General features: G+C 47.3%; 16 protein-coding genes and 1 tRNA gene. 8 read left to right on the top strand and 9 right to left on the bottom strand.

All coding sequences use genetic code 11. The features are described from left to right. From NFR61_RS02390 to NFR61_RS02375, 4 genes are all read left to right on the top strand, one after another. Positions 1-1,041, top strand: a 1,041-nt coding sequence (locus NFR61_RS02390) for a glycine rich domain-containing protein (protein WP_251620174.1), incomplete at its 5' end; no start/stop codon positions are given. Between the two features lie 213 nt (positions 1,042-1,254). Continuing rightward, entirely contained in the window at positions 1,255-2,703 is a 1,449-nt protein-coding gene (locus tag NFR61_RS02385) for an ATP-binding protein (protein WP_251620172.1), read from the top strand. A 189-nt stretch (positions 2,704-2,892) separates the two neighbouring features. After that, positions 2,893-4,797, top strand: coding sequence for a TonB-dependent receptor (locus NFR61_RS02380; protein WP_420910091.1), 1,905 nt, complete (start codon positions 2,893-2,895; stop codon positions 4,795-4,797). A 12-nt stretch (positions 4,798-4,809) separates the two neighbouring features. Continuing rightward, positions 4,810-5,787, top strand: coding sequence for a DUF362 domain-containing protein (locus NFR61_RS02375; protein WP_251620170.1), 978 nt, complete (start codon positions 4,810-4,812; stop codon positions 5,785-5,787). Here the strand turns inward: NFR61_RS02375 and queG are convergent. Genes queG through sufB form a run of 7 tightly spaced genes read right to left on the bottom strand, consistent with a single transcriptional unit; the run spans position 5,784 to position 12,289 of the window. After that, positions 5,784-6,695, bottom strand: coding sequence for a tRNA epoxyqueuosine(34) reductase QueG (queG, locus tag NFR61_RS02370; RefSeq protein ID WP_251620168.1), 912 nt, complete (start codon positions 6,693-6,695; stop codon positions 5,784-5,786). The genes NFR61_RS02375 and queG overlap by 4 nt on opposite strands. 2 nt (positions 6,696-6,697) lie before the next feature. After that, positions 6,698-7,012, bottom strand: a complete 315-nt coding sequence (locus NFR61_RS02365; RefSeq protein ID WP_251620166.1) for a metal-sulfur cluster assembly factor — start codon at positions 7,010-7,012, stop codon at positions 6,698-6,700. A 13-nt stretch (positions 7,013-7,025) separates the two neighbouring features. Continuing rightward, entirely contained in the window at positions 7,026-7,442 is a 417-nt protein-coding gene (locus tag NFR61_RS02360) for a SufE family protein (protein WP_251620165.1), read from the bottom strand. A gap of 4 nt (positions 7,443-7,446) precedes the next feature. Beyond that, positions 7,447-8,667 (bottom strand): aminotransferase class V-fold PLP-dependent enzyme, encoded by a 1,221-nt coding sequence (locus NFR61_RS02355; RefSeq protein WP_251620163.1) that lies wholly within the window; start codon positions 8,665-8,667, stop codon positions 7,447-7,449. A 14-nt stretch (positions 8,668-8,681) separates the two neighbouring features. Continuing rightward, the gene (sufD, locus tag NFR61_RS02350; protein WP_251620161.1) at positions 8,682-10,043 is read right to left on the bottom strand and encodes a Fe-S cluster assembly protein SufD; all 1,362 of its coding nucleotides are present in this window, start codon (positions 10,041-10,043) and stop codon (positions 8,682-8,684) included. Beyond that, a complete protein-coding gene (gene sufC, locus NFR61_RS02345) occupies positions 10,036-10,806 on the bottom strand; it encodes a Fe-S cluster assembly ATPase SufC (protein WP_251620193.1) in 771 nt (256 codons plus the stop codon). Before sufC ends, sufD begins: the two co-directional genes overlap by 8 nt. A 37-nt stretch (positions 10,807-10,843) precedes the next feature. Further along, entirely contained in the window at positions 10,844-12,289 is a 1,446-nt protein-coding gene (gene sufB / locus NFR61_RS02340) for a Fe-S cluster assembly protein SufB (RefSeq protein ID WP_251620159.1), read from the bottom strand. Positions 12,290-12,376: 87 nt separating this feature from the next. Between sufB and thiL the strand changes: the two genes are divergently transcribed. Then, a complete protein-coding gene (gene thiL / locus NFR61_RS02335; protein WP_251620158.1) occupies positions 12,377-13,429 on the top strand; it encodes a thiamine-phosphate kinase in 1,053 nt (350 codons plus the stop codon). After that, positions 13,419-14,048 carry a hypothetical protein gene (locus NFR61_RS02330; RefSeq protein WP_251620157.1) on the top strand — a complete coding sequence of 210 codons (630 nt, stop codon included), beginning with the start codon at positions 13,419-13,421 and terminating at the stop codon, positions 14,046-14,048. The genes thiL and NFR61_RS02330 overlap by 11 nt, the downstream gene beginning before the upstream one ends. Positions 14,049-14,104: 56 nt before the next feature. On the opposite strand, the gene NFR61_RS02325 is transcribed toward NFR61_RS02330, so the two are convergent. Then, positions 14,105-14,410, bottom strand: a complete 306-nt coding sequence (locus tag NFR61_RS02325; protein ID WP_251620155.1) for an RNA recognition motif domain-containing protein — start codon at positions 14,408-14,410, stop codon at positions 14,105-14,107. A 188-nt stretch (positions 14,411-14,598) separates the two neighbouring features. On the opposite strand from NFR61_RS02325, the gene NFR61_RS02320 reads away from it, so the two are divergent. Continuing rightward, positions 14,599-14,671: transfer RNA gene (locus NFR61_RS02320), tRNA-Phe, on the top strand. 43 nt (positions 14,672-14,714) lie between these two features. On the opposite strand, the gene NFR61_RS02315 is transcribed toward NFR61_RS02320, so the two are convergent. Then, complete coding sequence (locus NFR61_RS02315; protein WP_420910090.1) at positions 14,715-15,116, bottom strand: DUF6249 domain-containing protein; 402 nt, start codon at positions 15,114-15,116, stop codon at positions 14,715-14,717. A 141-nt stretch (positions 15,117-15,257) separates the two neighbouring features. Between NFR61_RS02315 and NFR61_RS02310 the strand changes: the two genes are divergently transcribed. After that, a complete protein-coding gene (locus tag NFR61_RS02310) occupies positions 15,258-15,809 on the top strand; it encodes an RNA polymerase sigma factor (protein ID WP_251620189.1) in 552 nt (183 codons plus the stop codon). Positions 15,810-16,156: the final 347 nt, after the last annotated feature.

Raw genomic sequence — 16,156 nt, 5'->3', positions numbered from 1 at the left:
CTTACACTAAGCTACACGACTTTCCACTATTTTTATTTCAAACGGAGAGCCATCTGTGCCGTGGGTGTGGCAGAAACCTCCTATGTGACCATAGTATTGGCTCCATCGCCGTTCAGTAGTTCCGTGGAAACTCTTACCAATGCCTATCCTTCTTTCACTGTTGATTCCAGGTGGGGAACCATGCAGCAAACCCACTGGACATTAGATACTCCCCCCACAGGGATATCTATTTCTGACAAGGGACTGGTAACAGGCTTGACTTCCAATTCTGTTTTCTGGACAAACGTAACGGTATCATCCGACAAATGTCCGGGAAAAGAATGGACAAAGAGACTGGAAATACAAAGAGAGTTCACTTCAGTCACCTCAAGTTCAATTACCCTCGCTCTAGGTAAATATAAGATGGAATGTTACGGTGCAGAAGGAGGACGAGGTAGAAGTAACGGAACCCTTAATAATAATAGTGGCAATGGTGGATATAGTAAAGGTGAATTAGTACTCACTTCTACGACGACTTTCTATACCTACGTTGGAGGAAAAGGAAATGACTCCTCGAAAAATAAGACAGGAGGAGCCGGAGGTTGGAACGGAGGAGGAAAAGGAGGAAACGATGAAGGAGATGACGCCGGAGGAGGTGGTGGTGGAGCTACGGATATACGAATGGGAGGGCAGGCTCTATCCAATCGAATTATGGTTGCCGGTGGTGGTGGAGGTAGCACAGGAGGTTATGGAATTGGAGGCTCTGGTGGTGGTACTAACGGTGGATACGGACAGTCTAAAACTTCTTCAACAGCTACATCTCCAGGTAAACAAAATACCGGTAATGCTCTCGGAGTGGGAGCTGATGGAATATATGGAGGAAACAATAACAGTGGAGGTGGTGGAGGTGGAGGTGGCTACTATGGAGGAGGTAGTGCTAGGAGCTCTGGTGGTGCTGGTGGTTCCGGATATGTTAATACCAGTATTTTTACGAATTCCTCTATGTCTAATGGTACGAGATTAGGCAACGGTTTGGTCAGAATCAGCCCAGTAGTTCCTTAATCTCAAGAGAAGTGCAAAGAGCGGAAAATTTGTTAAAAATTTAAGCTGCTGTTTGCGGCACATAAAAAATATTTAGGATTTAACACCACAGCCTCCACACTAAGGAAAAAGAGGAAGAGGAGGAGATATAAAAAAGCAGGAAGAAATTCCTGCTTTTTTTTATATTTGCTCCTTAGAAAGCACCATTTCATTCTCCTCAAATTTATAGGCATTATGGAAAATTTAGACAAACTGGTATTAGAATTATGCAAATTACCGCAAGAAACCGGTTGGGTAGAGTTTAAACATAATAATTGTGACCCCCGAATGATTGGCGAGAACATTAGTGCATTAGCTAATAGTGCCGTTATCGCAGACAGAAGCCATGCCTATATGATATGGGGAGTAGATGATAAAAATCATGAACTAATTGATACGAATGTCCGCCTCAAGCAGGAAAAAAGAGGCAATCAAGAGCTTGAAAACTGGTTACGCTATATGCTTTCCAAGAATGCAGATTTTGAAATTCATTCTATTGATATTGACGGAAAGCATGTGGAAATAATAATTATCTCAAAAGCCGTCAATGTACCGGTTACATTTGAAAAAGTAGATTATATCCGCGTTGGAAGCTATACAAAGAAAATCATTGAATTTCCGGCACTACAAACCCAGTTATGGGACAAATTGCGAAATGAACAATTTGAGGATACTTATGCCATATCTGATATCCAACTGAATGACATACCTCATTATTTAAATTGCGAAACTTATTTCAATATTCTCAATATGCCCTTTCCAACAAGTCTTGAAAAATATGCTTACTATCTTTTAGAAGAAGGGATTATTATTTGCCAAGATAACGGATTATATGCTATCACAAATTTAGGTGCAATTCTCTTTGCAAAGAAACTTTCAGATTTTCCACGCATAGGACGAAAAGCTATAAGGATTGTACAGTACGAAGGAAACAACAGGCTTACTATCTTGAAAGAAGAAACAACAACGGAAGGCTATGCCATCAGTTTTGAGAATGCCATAAAATTCGTAAATACCCTGCTTCCTACAAAAGAAGATATTGATTCCGTACGAAGAACGTCTACAAGTCCATTCCCAATTCCTGCCATCAGAGAGACTATTGCAAACTCACTTATTCATCAAGATTTTTTCCTTACTGGCACTGGACCACTTATTGAGATATTCCAAAATCGTGTAGAGGTTACAAATCCGGGAACACCATTGGTTGATATCATGCGAATTGTAGATAATCCTCCCAAATCGCGTAACGAAAAATTAGCATCATTAATGCGGCGCCTAAGTATGTGTGAAGAATTAGGACGCGGATGGGATCGAATGGTTATCAGTTGCGAATTACAAAAACTACCTGCTCCACGCATTCAGATATATGAGGAATCAACGAAAGTATCATTATTCTCCCATTTAGATTTTACTAATATTCCAATGGAAGACAAAATATGGGCGACTTATCTTCATGCTTGCATTAAATTTATTGAGGGAGATACTTTAACAAATAGTTCACTAAGAGAACGATTTGGGGTTGCAGTATCATCTTCCGGCAGTATTTCCCGATTAATCAAAGAAGTACTGAATAATAAATTAATCAGGCCTATTGACCCTAATACAGCTCCCCGTTATATGAAGTATATTCCCATTTGGGCATAATTTAACTTGCTGGTAACTTGCTAAACGCCTTAGTTCAGCAAAAATCATTATTGATTTTCAAATATTTATAATAGTAATTTAACTTGCCGGTAATTTGCCGGCAAGTTTTCTATAAGATTATCATTCAACATTGCTTTTGCCATTTTGCACGTTATTCCTACCTTTGCACGCCAATCGTAGTATAATGGTATGAAAAACGTAACATTCATCTCTTGTTTTATGGGGTTGTGCCTGTTGCCGCTTGCGGAGAAAGCGCAGGAGGTTCGGCAGGACAGCAGCGCCGTGGACAATCATTATATGATAGAGGAAGTGGTGGTGACCGGCACACGGAACAAAACGGATGTGCGCCATTTGTCGCAGACGGTGAGCGTAATTGACCGCCGGAAGATTGAGCAGGGGATGCAACCTTCGCTTTTGCCCATATTGACGGAGCAGGTACCGGGGCTGTTTACGACGGCGCGGGGTGTCATGGGTTTCGGTGTCTCGGACGGGGCGGCGGGCGGTATCTCGCTGCGCGGGCTGAGCGGCGGCAATGCCCGGATGATGGTGCTTATCGACGGACACCCGCAATACGCAGGGATTTTCAGACACCCGATTTCCGATGCCTACCAGACGCTCCTAGCGGAACGGGTCGAAGTACTGCGGGGCCCGGCTTCGATGCTCTACGGCTCCAATGCGATGGGCGGCGTGGTGAACATCGTTACCCGCAAAATGGAGGAGGAGGCGATACGCACGGTATTGCATACAGGCTACGGCTCTTACAATACGCTTGAAACGGAATTGACGAACAGCGTCCGCCGCGGCAAGTTCTCCAGTACCGTAAGCGGCTCTTACAACCGCACGGACGGACACCGTACAGATATGGGTTTCGAGCAGTACGGAGGTTACGCCAAAGCGGGCTATCAAATGACCCCGAACTGGCAGGCGCGGGCCGATGTGAATATAACGCACTTTAACGCTTCGTACCCCGGTCCGGTTTCGGCGCCGCTTTTGGAGGGCGACCAGCGCATCACGCGGGGAGCTGCGTCATTGGCTGTTGAAAATGATTACGAAAGGACATCGGGAGGATTGAGTTTTTTCTATAACTGGGGCAAACACCGGATTAACGACGGATATACACCCGGCGCGGGCGAAAGCCCGCAGGAGGGGCGGTTTCATTCACATGACGACATGATGGGCGTATCGCTGTTCCAAAGCGCACAGCTTTTCAAGGGCAACCGCGTGACGGCAGGCGCAGATTGGTTCCGCTACGGCGGCAAGGCATGGAACAAATACATTGCCGGCACAAATGCGGGGACGAGACGGGAATTGGTGGACAAGCACGAGAACGAAATGGCGGGGTATGTGGATTTTCGCCAGCATCTTGGCACGGGGATAACGCTGAACGCGGGGATACGCATCGACCGGCACTCTCGGGTGGGTACGGAATGGATTCCGCAAGCGGGGCTGTCATTTCACCTGCCGCAGGCGATGGAACTGAAACTGTCGGCGGCCAAAGGCTTCCGGTATCCGATACTGCGGGAAATGTATATGTTCCCTCCGCAGAATCCCGATTTGAAGCCGGAGTCTATGTGGAATTACGAAATAGCCTTTTCGCAGCGGGAGGGACGCTTGTCGTACGGGGTGAATCTTTTTTACATCAACGGCAAGAATCTGATTATGACATTGCCGAATCCGAACGGAAGCGGGCGCCTGAATCTGAATTCGGGAAAGATTGAGAATACGGGCGTAGAGGTGCAGGCGGCTTACCGGATTACGCCGACGTGGTCGGTGGATGCCAATTACAGCTACCTGCACATGGAGAATCCCGTAGTGGCGGCTCCGGAACACAAGTTGTACGCGGGCACGGGATTTGCGCAAGGACGTTGGAATGTCTCCACGGGCGTACAGTATATCGCAGGATTGTATACGTCGGTCGCTCCCGTTGCAACGGAATATTTTACCTTGTGGAACATACGGGCTTCATTCCGTGCCCCCCGATGGGCGGAAATCTGGGCTCGCGGGGAGAATCTACTCGCCCAACGGTATGAAATCAATGCCGGTTATCCGATGCCGAGGGCAACGGTCATGGCCGGTTTTAATATACGGTTTTAACAATTATTTACTATGAAAAACTTTCTTATGATGGCATCAGCATGTGCAGTTTTATTGACGGGTACAGGTTGCGGTAATGCGCAAAAGAAGACGGACGCAGGAGCGAAGTCAGAGCTACCCAAAGTGTATTATTTCAAAGGTATTTCATCGGAAAATCTGGTGAAGATTTACGAGGCACTGGGACGCAAGGCGGAAGGCAAAGTGGCCGTGAAGCTCTCTACCGGAGAGCCGGGCAATCCGAATCACCTCGACCCAAATCTTATCAAGGATTTAGTTCAGAAAATCAACGGTACAATCGTGGAGTGCAATACGGCTTACGGAGGCGGACGCGCGAAGACGCAGGACCATCTGAAGGCTGCCGAAGAGCACGGATTTACAGCGATTGCTCCGGTGGATATTATGGACGCGGAAGGGGAAGCGGCTCTTCCCGTGAAGGGCGGCAAGCACTTGCAGGAAGATTTCGTAGGCAAGAATTACCTGACGTATGATTTTACGGTGGTACTCTCTCACTTCAAGGGACACCCGATGGGCGGATTCGGCGGCGCGCTGAAGAATATTTCCATCGGTATCGCCTCGGCAGAGGGGAAAGCGTGGATTCACTCGGCAGGCAAGACGAAGAATGTTGAGGAGGTATGGAACGATATTCCGCATCAGGATATTTTCCAGGAAGCCATGGCGGAGGCGTCAAAGGCGATTATCGACCATGCCGGGGATAAGATTCTTTATATCAATGTCGCCAATAATTTGTCCGTAGACTGCGATTGTGTGGCTACACCGGAAGACCCGCAGATGGGCGATATCGGTATTCTGGCTTCGCTGGACCCGGTGGCACTGGACCGCGCTTGCGTGGATTTGGTGCGGGCGTCCAAAGACCATGGTAAGATTCATTTGATTGAGCGAATTGATTCACGTAACGGAATGCATAACCTGGAGTATGCCGAGCAATTGGGTCTGGGCAGCCAGCAATATGAATTGATTGAACTGGATTAATCACACTGTTCTTTTACCGTGTTCCGGAGCTTTTCGAGTCCCGCACGCTCACAAGGGGTGTCGCAAAACAATTGCTTAAATGTGAGTTCGTCCATCGCCAACCAATCTTCACGGCAAAGACGAAGTACCGCGGGATCGGGAGCAAATTCCGGGACACGGTTTTTTTCTGCCCGGCTGTTCCACGGGCATACTTCCTGGCAGCGGTCGCACCCAAACAAACGGTTGCCCGCCGCTTTTTTTATGTCTTCCGGCAAAGGGTCTTTGCTTTCGATGGTATGGTAAGAGATGCAGCGGCGGGCGTCGAGGCAACGGGGCGCGAGAGCTCCCGTAGGACAGGTATCGAGGCAGCGCGTGCAAGTGCCGCAATGGGAGGCTTCGACAGGCCGGCTGTAACGGTCAAACGCAAGCGGGGTGACAATGATTCCGATGAAACAGAAGGAACCGTACACGGGGTGAATAAGGAGGGTATTTTTCCCTATCCAGCCAAGTCCTGCCCGCCGCGCCCATTCGTGCTCGAAGAGGGGGGCTGAGTCGGTGAAACAACGGCCGGGAATGTCGCCGAGCGCCTGCATGAGCTGACGCAAACGGTCCTTCACGACGATATGGTAATCTTTCCCGTAAGCATAGCGGGCGATAAGGGGCGCGGTGGGCGGCTGGGCGGCCGGCGTGTAGTAGTTGGTAAGGGTGACTATGACGGAGCGGGCGTTTTCGACCAGCAGAGTGACGTCCTCCCTCTTCTCGATATTGCGCGCCATATACATCATGCCGGCATGGCATCCTTCCGCGAGCCACTGCTCCAGTACTTTTCTGTTTTTAGTCAGTTTTTCCACGGGAGCAACGCCCGCCGCGTCGAAACCGACGGTACGGCTTTGTGCCAGTAAATCATCCAGACAGAGCCGTGGTTCCATGGTCAGATATCGTATCCCAGTTCCAGCCGGGCGACGGGACTCATTTTCTCAGGCGTCCACATCGGCTCAAATACTAAATTAACGGTGACGCTTGACACGCCCTCTATTTCCATGACGACGTCGTGTACCTGCTGTACGATTTCATCGGCAATGGGGCATCCCGGAGCCGTGAGGGTCATGGTGATGATGATTTCGTCGGGCTTGGGGAAAGCGATGTCGTAGATAAGTCCCAATTCCCATACATTGACGGGAATTTCGGGGTCATATACGGTAGAAAGTTTTTCTATGACGAGGTTTTTCAAAATATCGGTTGCCATGAGAGTCTGTGTTTTATTGTGCCGAGAACGCGAGCGCGTACATTTTGATTTGCTTGAGCATTGAGAGCAGCCCGTTGGAACGGGTGGGCGACAGGTGTTGCGTAAGCCCGATTTCTTCGATGAACTTCAAGTCCGCCCGCACGATTTCTTCGGGTTGCTGTCCCGAAAATACCCGGATAAGGAGGGCGGCGATTCCTTTGGTGATAATGGCGTCGCTGTCGGCGGTGAAATAGAGTTTCCCGTCCCGCATTTCGGGGTAAAACCACACCCGCGACTGGCAGCCTTTAATGAGATTGTCGTCGGTCTTGTGCTGTTCATCCATGACGGGGAGACTGTTGCCTATTTCTATGAGGTAGGCGTATTTGTCCATCCAGTCGTCGTAAACGGTAAACTCTTCTATGATTTCTTTTTCTATTTCTTCTATGGTCATGGCTTTAGATGTTTAGCATTTTTTCTATTTTGCCCAGTACCTCACACAGTTTGTCTATCTCCTCCGGCGTATTGTACATGGCGAAAGAGGCGCGCACCATGCCGGTGACACCGTAATGCTGCATAACGGGCTCGGCGCACAATTGTCCGGTACGCACGGCGATTCCCATCTGGTCCAGAAGGGTACCGAGGTCGAAGTGGTGGATGCCGTCTATCTGAAAGGAGATAACGGAGGCTTTCGCGGCAGCCTCCCCGTATATGCGGAGGCGGGGAATCTGTTTCATCCGCCCGGTGGCGTAGTCCAAAAGAGCTTGCTCGTGGCGGCGGATGTTTTCCCGGCCGATTTGTTCTACATACCTGACGGCTTCTCCCAGTCCGATAATGCCGATGAAGTCAGGGGTTCCCGCTTCAAATTTGAAGGGAAGCTCGTTGTAGGTCGTTTTCTCGAAACGGACTTCGCTAATCATTTCCCCTCCCCCCTGCCACGGCGGCATTTGCTGAAGCAATGCTTCTTTGCCGTAAAGGACACCTATACCGGTGGGGCCGTACAACTTGTGCCCGGAGAAGGCGAGAAAATCGCAATCCAGTTGCCGGACATCCACTTGCAGGTGGGCGACGGCCTGGGCAGCATCGACGAGTACTTTGGCGCCGACGGCGTGGGCTTTGGCAATGATTTCACGGACGGGATTCTCGGTTCCGAGCACATTGGACACGTAGGCGACACCAACGAGTTTAACGCGGTCGGTGAGCAGTTTTTCGTATTCATCGAGGCGAAGTTCTCCTTTGTCGTCGAAAGGAATGACTTTAAGCCGGGCGCCTTTGCGTTCGTAGAGCATTTGCCAGGGAACGATGTCGGCATGGTGTTCCATTTCGGTAACGATGATTTCGTCCCCTTCCTGTATGAACGCTTCGCCGAAAGTATAGGCGACTAAATTAATGGCTTCGGTGGTACCCCGGGTGAAGATAATTTCTTTTTCGGAAGCCGCACCGATAAATTGTTGTATGATGCGCCGGGCTTCTTCGTTAGCGTCGGTGCACTTGTTGCTTAGGTAATGGACGCCGCGGTGAACGTTGGAATTGTACCGGAGATAGTACTCCGTCATTTTGTCGATGACGACGCGGGGGCGCTGGGCCGTGGCGCCATTGTCGAGGTACACCAAAGGTTTCCCGTATATTTTTTCTTCCAATATGGGAAAGTCGGCTCGTATTTTATGGATATCGTACATGCTTTGTCCGTTTTCTATTTTCTGCATTGCAGAGCGCAATGGTGGCATTTGGAAAATTCCCCCCGCAGTCTGCTTTCGACCAGCGCGTCAATTTTATCGCGCAAAGGCTGGAGTTTGATATGCCGAATGATGTCATGGGCAAATCCGAACATCATCATCATTTTGGCTTCAGCAACACTTATCCCGCGGGAACGAAGGTAAAACATGGCTTCTTCGTCTATTTGCCCGACGGTTGCTCCATGGCTGCACTTGACGTCGTCGGCGTCGATGATAAGCAGGGGTTTGGTGTTTACCCGCGCGGTATCGGTGAGCAGAAGATTGTTGTTTGCCTGATAGGCTTCTGTTTTCTGTGCGTCGGGACGTACGCGGATGCACCCGGCGAAGTTTGCCAGAGAAGTGTCGTCCATGACGCCCTTGAAGTGCTCGTTGCTGGTGCAGCGCGGAGCGATGTGGTCAATATAGGAGAAATTGTCTACGTGCTGTTTTTTGTCCAGGATGTAAAGCCCGTTCAGGTTGCAGCACCCTCCTTCTTCGTTTAATGCGACATAAAAGTTGTTCCGCACCATGCCCCCGTAGAGGGTGACGATGTTAGCATCGCAAGAAGTGTCGCGGTGTTCGGACACAAAGACTGAATTTATCTGCGAAGCGCTCAAGTGTTGGTTTTGCACCTGGCAGTAATCGAAATGCGCGTTATCATCCAGATAAATTTCCGTAACAGTGTTCATGAAAAAGCTGTCATGCGACAGGGTGTGGTCGCAAACGAGCAACGTTACCTGTGCATCCCGTCCCACAATGATTAAATTCCGCTGGAATGCCATAAGGTCTGCCTTGGCACGCAGGAGATTGACTATTTGCACAGGTCTCTCCAGAACGACGCCATCGGGAATATAGATGAATAAACCGTCTTGGGCAAAGGCAGTGTTCAGGGCGATGAAACCGTCTTTTTCCGCTGCCGTAGCATACCGGTTGTAATGCTTTTCTACCATCTCCGGATATTTCAGCGCGGCTTCCCGGAGGCTGCAAATGACAACGCCGTCGGGAAGGTCGAGCTTTTTGTTTCCGGCGAAGTACCAACCGTTCACCGTCAGCACGGGGTCAGTAGCCAATTCGGGCACGGTGCACTGGAATACGTCATGCAGGTTTACGTCCTGCGGGATGTATTTGAATACGACGTTATAGTCTTTGGAAAGGACGGGCAGCAAATTTGTGTAAAGATAGTCTTCCGTTTTGCCGGGGATTCCGCCCAACGTCCGGAATTGCCGAAAGGCCTGCTCTCTCTTTTCGTCGATTATCTTCGCCTGCCCTTCCCGAAGCATTTCCCTGCCTTGCTCAAAAAGCGCGGCAAAGTCGTTATTTATTTTATCGATGTCAAGCATGCCCGTTGTCTTTGCTTTTGATTTCTTCTTTTATCCAGTCGTAGCCGTATTTCTCGAGTTCGGCGACAAGCTCTTTGCCGGCTGTTTTTACGATTCGCCCGTCGTAAAGTACGTGTACGATGTCGGGAACGATATAGTCGAGCAAACGCTGGTAATGCGTGATGACGATGACGGCATTGTCGGGTGTTTTAAGTTTATTTACACCTTGTGCGACGGTGCGCAGGGCGTCGATGTCGAGGCCGGAGTCGGTTTCGTCCAGAATCGCCAGCAGCGGCTCCAGCACTGCCATCTGGAAAATTTCGTTCCGTTTTTTCTCCCCCCCGGAGAATCCTTCGTTTAAGGAACGGTTGAGGAGCTTGTTATCGATGCCAACGAGCTGCATTTTTTCCCGTATCATTTTGAGGAAATCTCCTGCCGGATAGGGCGGTAGTCCTTTGTATTTCCGGTGTTCGTTTACCGCTGTTTTCAAAAAATTGACGGTGCTGACACCCGGTATTTCGACGGGATACTGGAAGCTAAGAAATATGCCTTCGCGGGCACGGTCTTCAGCGGGCATGCCCAAGAGGTTTTTGCCCCGGAATTCGATTTCGCCTTGTGTTACCTGAAACCGTTCTTTTCCTGTCAATACAGCCGACAGCGTGCTTTTCCCCGCTCCGTTGGGCCCCATGATAGCGTGTATTTCGCCGGGCTTTACTTCCAGGTTGATGCCTTTGAGTATTTCTTTACCGTCTACGACTGCGTGCAGGTCCTTTATTTTTAGCATTGTATTTTCCATGATTGAATCTTTCGTTTTCGATGTCTTATCCTACGCTCCCCTCCAAACTGATTTGTAATAGTTTTTGCGCTTCTACGGCAAATTCCATCGGCATTTTGTTGATGACGTCACCGGCATATCCCTTGATGATTAACCCGACAGCGTCTTCGGTAGAGATGCCCCGCTGGTTGCAATAGAATATCTGGTCTTCCCCTATTTTCGAGGTAGTGGCTTCGTGCTCTACCTGCGCCGTGGGGTTTTCTATCTCAAGATAAGGGAAGGTGTGCGCCCCGCATTTATCTCCCAATAACAGAGAATCGCATTGGGAATAGTTGCGGGCATTCTGACAGTTTTTGACCACTTTCACTTTTCCCCGATAGGAATTGCTGCTATGCCCCGCCGAGATTCCTTTGGATACGATGCGGCTGCGGGTGTTGTTGCCGATATGTATCATTTTCGTACCCGTATCCGCCTGCTGGTGGTTGTTGGTAACAGCGACGGAGTAAAATTCACTGACAGAGCCATCGCCCTTCAGTATTGTGCTGGGGTATTTCCATGTGATAGCGGAACCCGTCTCAACCTGCGCCCAGATAAGCCTGGCATTTTCTCCCCGGCAGATACCCCGTTTGGTTACAAAGTTATATATCCCCCCTTTCCCCTGTTTGTCTCCCGGATACCAGTTTTGTACCGTACTATATTTTACTTCGGCATTCTTTTCAACGACGATTTCCACGATAGCGGCGTGGAGCTGGTTCTCGTCCCGCTGGGGTGCCGTACAACCTTCCAGATAACTGACATAGGCATCGTCTTCGGCTACAATAAGCGTCCGTTCAAACTGACCGGTTTTTGCGGCATTTATCCGGAAATACGTGGAGAGTTCCATGGGACACCGCACGCCTTTGGGGATATAGACGAAAGAACCGTCGCTGAATACGGCAGAGTTTAAGGCGGCAAAAAAATTATCGTTATAGGGAACGACACTACCCAAGTATTTTTTTACCAGGTCGGGATGGTTTTTTACGGCTTCCGAGAAGGAGCAGAAGATAACGCCCCGTTCCGCCAAAGCCTCTTTGAAAGTGGTTTTTACCGAGATACTGTCCATGACGGCATCTACGGCAACGCCCGCCAATGTTTTTTGCTCATTGAGGGGTATGCCCAGTTTGTCAAAAGTAGCCTTCAGCTCCGGATCGACCTCATCCCAGTTCTTTTTCTCTTCCTGCTTGGGAGCTGCGTAGTAAATAATGTCCTGATAATTTATTTCGGGTATTGTCAATTGCGCCCATTGCGGCATTTTCATGGTAAGCCAATGCCGGTATGCTTTTAATCTAAATTCCAACAACCATTCGGGTTCCTCTTTTTTAGAAGAAATCAGCCGGATGACATCTTCACTTAATCCTTTGCCAATTACGTCCGTCTCCACATTTGTCACGAAGCCGTATTTGTAGTCGCTTCCCGTGACTTCCTGCAAGAGATTATCTTTTTCTTTCGTCATCGTGTTTCTGTTTTTCGCGAATCCCCGCAAAATTACGAAATATATTTTAATTTATTATTTTTGCCTTTCAATCAATCCATAATTGTTATGAGCGATAAAAAGAAGTACACGGAATTATCCGTTTTGGGGGAATTCGGGCTGATTGAACACCTGACAAAAGATGTTCAGCTGAAAAATGCCTCATCCCTGAAAGGGGTAGGTGACGATGCGGCCGTGCTGGATTACGGAGGGAAAAAGATTTTGGTAAGTACGGACATGATGATTCAGGGGATTCATTTCGATTTGACTTATACCCCTTTAAAACATCTCGGTTACAAGGCGGTGGCAAGTAACGTGAGCGACATCTGCGCCATGAACGGTACGCCGCGCCAGATTGTCGTGTCATTGGCTCTTTCCAATCATTTTTCGGTAGAAGGTGTAGAAGAACTCTATGCCGGTATCCGGTTAGCGTGCGAGCAATACGGAGTAGATCTCGTGGGTGGTGATACAACATCTTCCCGGACAGGGCTGTGTATCAATGTAACAATTATCGGAGAGGCGGAAGAGCAGGATATTGTGTACCGTCATACAGCAAAAGAAAATCAACTTATTTGCGTGAGCGGTGATTTGGGTGCCGCTTATATGGGCTTGCAGCTGCTGGAAAGGGAAAAGACGGTCTTTTCCGGAAACACGGAAGCGGTACAACCCGATTTTTCAGGATATGAATATATTCTGGAACGGCAATTGAAACCGGAAGCCCGCGTGGATATTGTGCGGCAACTCCGGGAGAAAAAAATACTGCCGACAGCAATGATTGATGTCTCCGACGGACTGGCTTCCGAAGTACTTCACATTTGCAAAAATTCGGGGGTCGGATGCCAATTGTATGAGGAAAAAATCCCTATCGACTACCAAACGTTTAAAATGGCGGAGGAGTTGAATATGAACGCAACGGTATGCGCATTGTCGGGCGGAGAGGATTACGAGTTGTTGTTCACGGCACCACTGGAGGCGTACGATACACTGCTGACGCTGGAATCCGTGAGTATCATCGGTCATACCTGCAAAGCCGATGAAGGTTGCTACCTGATTACCCGCGACGGTAATTCGTTTGAACTGAAAGCGCAGGGATGGACTAATTTTAAGACTAATGCCGAATAAGTTTATGGGAGTGCGGAAAGATTTAAACGTTTTGCTGGAAGAAATCCGACAGGATTGTGAACAAGGAGACCGACACGGGCTATCCGAGAAATTGCGCCTGCTTATGCAGCACCGCAAGGCATATTATCACGAAAGTTGCCAACTTCATTTAGAGGATGAATTGAGCGATTCTTTGTTTAAAGTATTGCTCCTGGAACTTGACGAAGAGGAAGCCGAAAGTATTGAAACGGCAGAGCTGGCCTATCTCGGCATTGCTTCCGTTTTAAAAGATGATTCTCCAGGCATAACACCCGAACATTATAAGCGCAGATTGTTGCTGCTTCATTATTTCAGTGACTATTTTACAGATGCGATTATTGAAATATTTCTAAAAAAATACCGGGAAAATAATTTGCTTGAAGCCCGCAATATGGCTCTCGAATGTATTGAGAAGATGCAGATGGCAGATATTTTGCAGTTAGAAAAGACATATCCGGAATTTATCGATGCAGACGAACAATTAACGGACGCCTGCAACAGCCTTCAATTCCCGCCGGACTTTTCGGAAGAGGCTCAACAGGAAGCCGATTTGCTGCACAAAGTACTTTATGCTTATCTGAAAGCGAAACACCGGGCTTGATATTACAAACGAAGGGTACCTTGCGGTACCCTTCGTTTTTCTACCCCCCAGACAATTCAATGATTTGAATTGTATCTGTGAAAGGCTCTGCGCGGACGCATGGTATTTCGCTCACCTTCTTCTCTCGGACGAGCTTTTTTCACGACAATTGTTCTGCCCTGAAATTCTGTTTCATTCAAGGCATTGATAGCATTCAAGCCTTCCGTTTCATCTTCCATTTCTACAAAACCGAAACATTTGGAATTTCCGGTTTCCCTGTCCATAACAACTTTCGCCGAAGCGACATTACCGTGTTCTCCGAAGAGTGCCTGCAAGTCCTCACCGGTGGTAGAGGAACTCATTTTTGCAATAAAAATATTCACAATAAAAAAATTAAATTAGTAAAACATGTAAGAAGTACGCACGACGCGTTCGCGGGGTTTCACTTTTTAGGATTTTTCTATACAAATTTTCAGATTAGCCTAAGACGAATCCCGGAGAGAGAATAATTTATTACCGATTTTTTGGGGATTTAAATAAAATGAATTACATTTGCAGACACAAAAATGATGGTGTCATAGCTCAGTCGGTAGAGCAAAGGACTGAAAATCCTTGTGTCCCTGGTTCGATTCCAGGTGATACCACAGAAAAGAAAAGCAGTTACTTTCGTAACTGCTTTTTTTTGATTTATTGTTTTTTGGAGTATTTCATTTCCAAAAAGAATGCAACCAATAAGCCGATTCCTCCAAAGACAAACAGAGACGCCGCATATACGATTCCGGCAATGTCATGAATGTGATACCCTCCCTGATAGTAATCAGGTATGCAGCTACTGCAAATTGAAAAACCTATCAGAAATCCCAAGCCGATTCCTACCATCAGGCATGCCATTTTCAAGGCTCCGAATGAATAACATTTGTTACCCAAAACTCCGAAGTTCAGTTTGCCCTCAACAAAAGAGGTGTCCAGCTTGTCTCCCAATTTTTCAATAACCGTTATTCTCTCTCTCCGCCGAACGAACAGTTCAAATAATTTGTAAATGAACGCGAAAACGATAAACGTAATCAAAGGTCCTGTAATAAAATCCATAATTGTAAGTTTTAAAATGTTTGTAATTTGGTTTTTTCGCCCTTTTGACGCCGAAACAAATTTCAGGTTACACATTTTTTCCATAAATTTTAATTCCCTAAAATTGTAACCTCAATTATTAAGTTGCGTCCAATGGACGAAATGAATAAGTTGGATGATACATACTATATTGAAAAGATACTAAACGGGGACATCGAGTATTTTTCCCGCTTGGTGGAAAGATATAGTCACCGTATATATATCCTGATTTTTAAAATTGTATGCCGCAAAGAAGATGCAGAGGAGATTACGCAGGATGTTTTTCTAAAGACGTTTCAGACATTACACAGATTTAAAGGGGATTGCCGCTTTTCAACCTGGCTGTATAAGATAGCTTACACAACGGCAATATCCTTTACAAGGAAGAAGAAAAACGAGTTTTTATATATAGAAGAGTCTGCCATAAACAATGTCGCTGATTCTGTGATTGACGAAGTTTTTAACGAAGCGGATAACTCGGAACTCTTAGAGAAACTTGAACGGGCCATGGAGTTGCTTCCTTTTGACGAAAGAGGGTTAATCAGTCTTTTTTATATGGAGAATCATTCCATTGAAGAAATTGCCCAAATAACAAGTCTGACAGAAAGTAACATAAAGGTAAAATTACATCGTATACGCAAAAAGTTATATACCATTATTGAAGATATGCCATGAGCAAAGAAATATACAAGGACCAAGCTATTGAACAGTATTTTCAAAATAAGGAAGACCTTTCCTCTCTCCCTCTTTTGAATGCGCAAATTATGTATAAAGTGCGCAAAGTTCAAAAAAGAAGAGAAATCAGGAATTTATGTATTACCGGTATCATCTCACTATGCCTGACTATCGGTGTCGTGTGTATGTTAAAATATTATTGGGGATTTAATTTCTCCGATTTATTCCACGACACAATAAGTAACATGAAAATGCCGGAAAGTCTTTCATTTCCCAGCCCTTTGCCCATATTCTTTATCTGTGTTATCGTATCCTGCCTTTTGGGGCTGGATTACCTTTTGCACAAA

This window comes from Odoribacter lunatus (assembly GCF_943193135.1).
Lineage (GTDB): Bacteria > Bacteroidota > Bacteroidia > Bacteroidales > Marinifilaceae > Culturomica > Culturomica lunata.
Note: the sequence above shows the minus strand (reverse complement) of the source record. Positions and strands in the feature narration are given on the sequence as shown.

Coding starts and splice junctions, on each gene's coding strand:
- NFR61_RS02310 (WP_251620189.1), top strand. CDS start 15,258: ATGAATAAGTTGGATGATACATACTATATTGAAAAGATACTAAACGGG.
- NFR61_RS02315 (WP_420910090.1), bottom strand. CDS start 15,116: ATGGATTTTATTACAGGACCTTTGATTACGTTTATCGTTTTCGCGTTC.
- NFR61_RS02355 (WP_251620163.1), bottom strand. CDS start 8,667: ATGTACGATATCCATAAAATACGAGCCGACTTTCCCATATTGGAAGAA.
- thiL (WP_251620158.1), top strand. CDS start 12,377: ATGAGCGATAAAAAGAAGTACACGGAATTATCCGTTTTGGGGGAATTC.
- sufC (WP_251620193.1), bottom strand. CDS start 10,806: ATGCTAAAAATAAAGGACCTGCACGCAGTCGTAGACGGTAAAGAAATA.
- sufD (WP_251620161.1), bottom strand. CDS start 10,043: ATGCTTGACATCGATAAAATAAATAACGACTTTGCCGCGCTTTTTGAG.
- NFR61_RS02330 (WP_251620157.1), top strand. CDS start 13,419: ATGCCGAATAAGTTTATGGGAGTGCGGAAAGATTTAAACGTTTTGCTG.
- NFR61_RS02365 (WP_251620166.1), bottom strand. CDS start 7,012: ATGGCAACCGATATTTTGAAAAACCTCGTCATAGAAAAACTTTCTACC.
- sufB (WP_251620159.1), bottom strand. CDS start 12,289: ATGACGAAAGAAAAAGATAATCTCTTGCAGGAAGTCACGGGAAGCGAC.
- queG (WP_251620168.1), bottom strand. CDS start 6,695: ATGGAACCACGGCTCTGTCTGGATGATTTACTGGCACAAAGCCGTACC.
- NFR61_RS02385 (WP_251620172.1), top strand. CDS start 1,255: ATGGAAAATTTAGACAAACTGGTATTAGAATTATGCAAATTACCGCAA.
- NFR61_RS02380 (WP_420910091.1), top strand. CDS start 2,893: ATGAAAAACGTAACATTCATCTCTTGTTTTATGGGGTTGTGCCTGTTG.
- NFR61_RS02375 (WP_251620170.1), top strand. CDS start 4,810: ATGAAAAACTTTCTTATGATGGCATCAGCATGTGCAGTTTTATTGACG.
- NFR61_RS02360 (WP_251620165.1), bottom strand. CDS start 7,442: ATGACCATAGAAGAAATAGAAAAAGAAATCATAGAAGAGTTTACCGTT.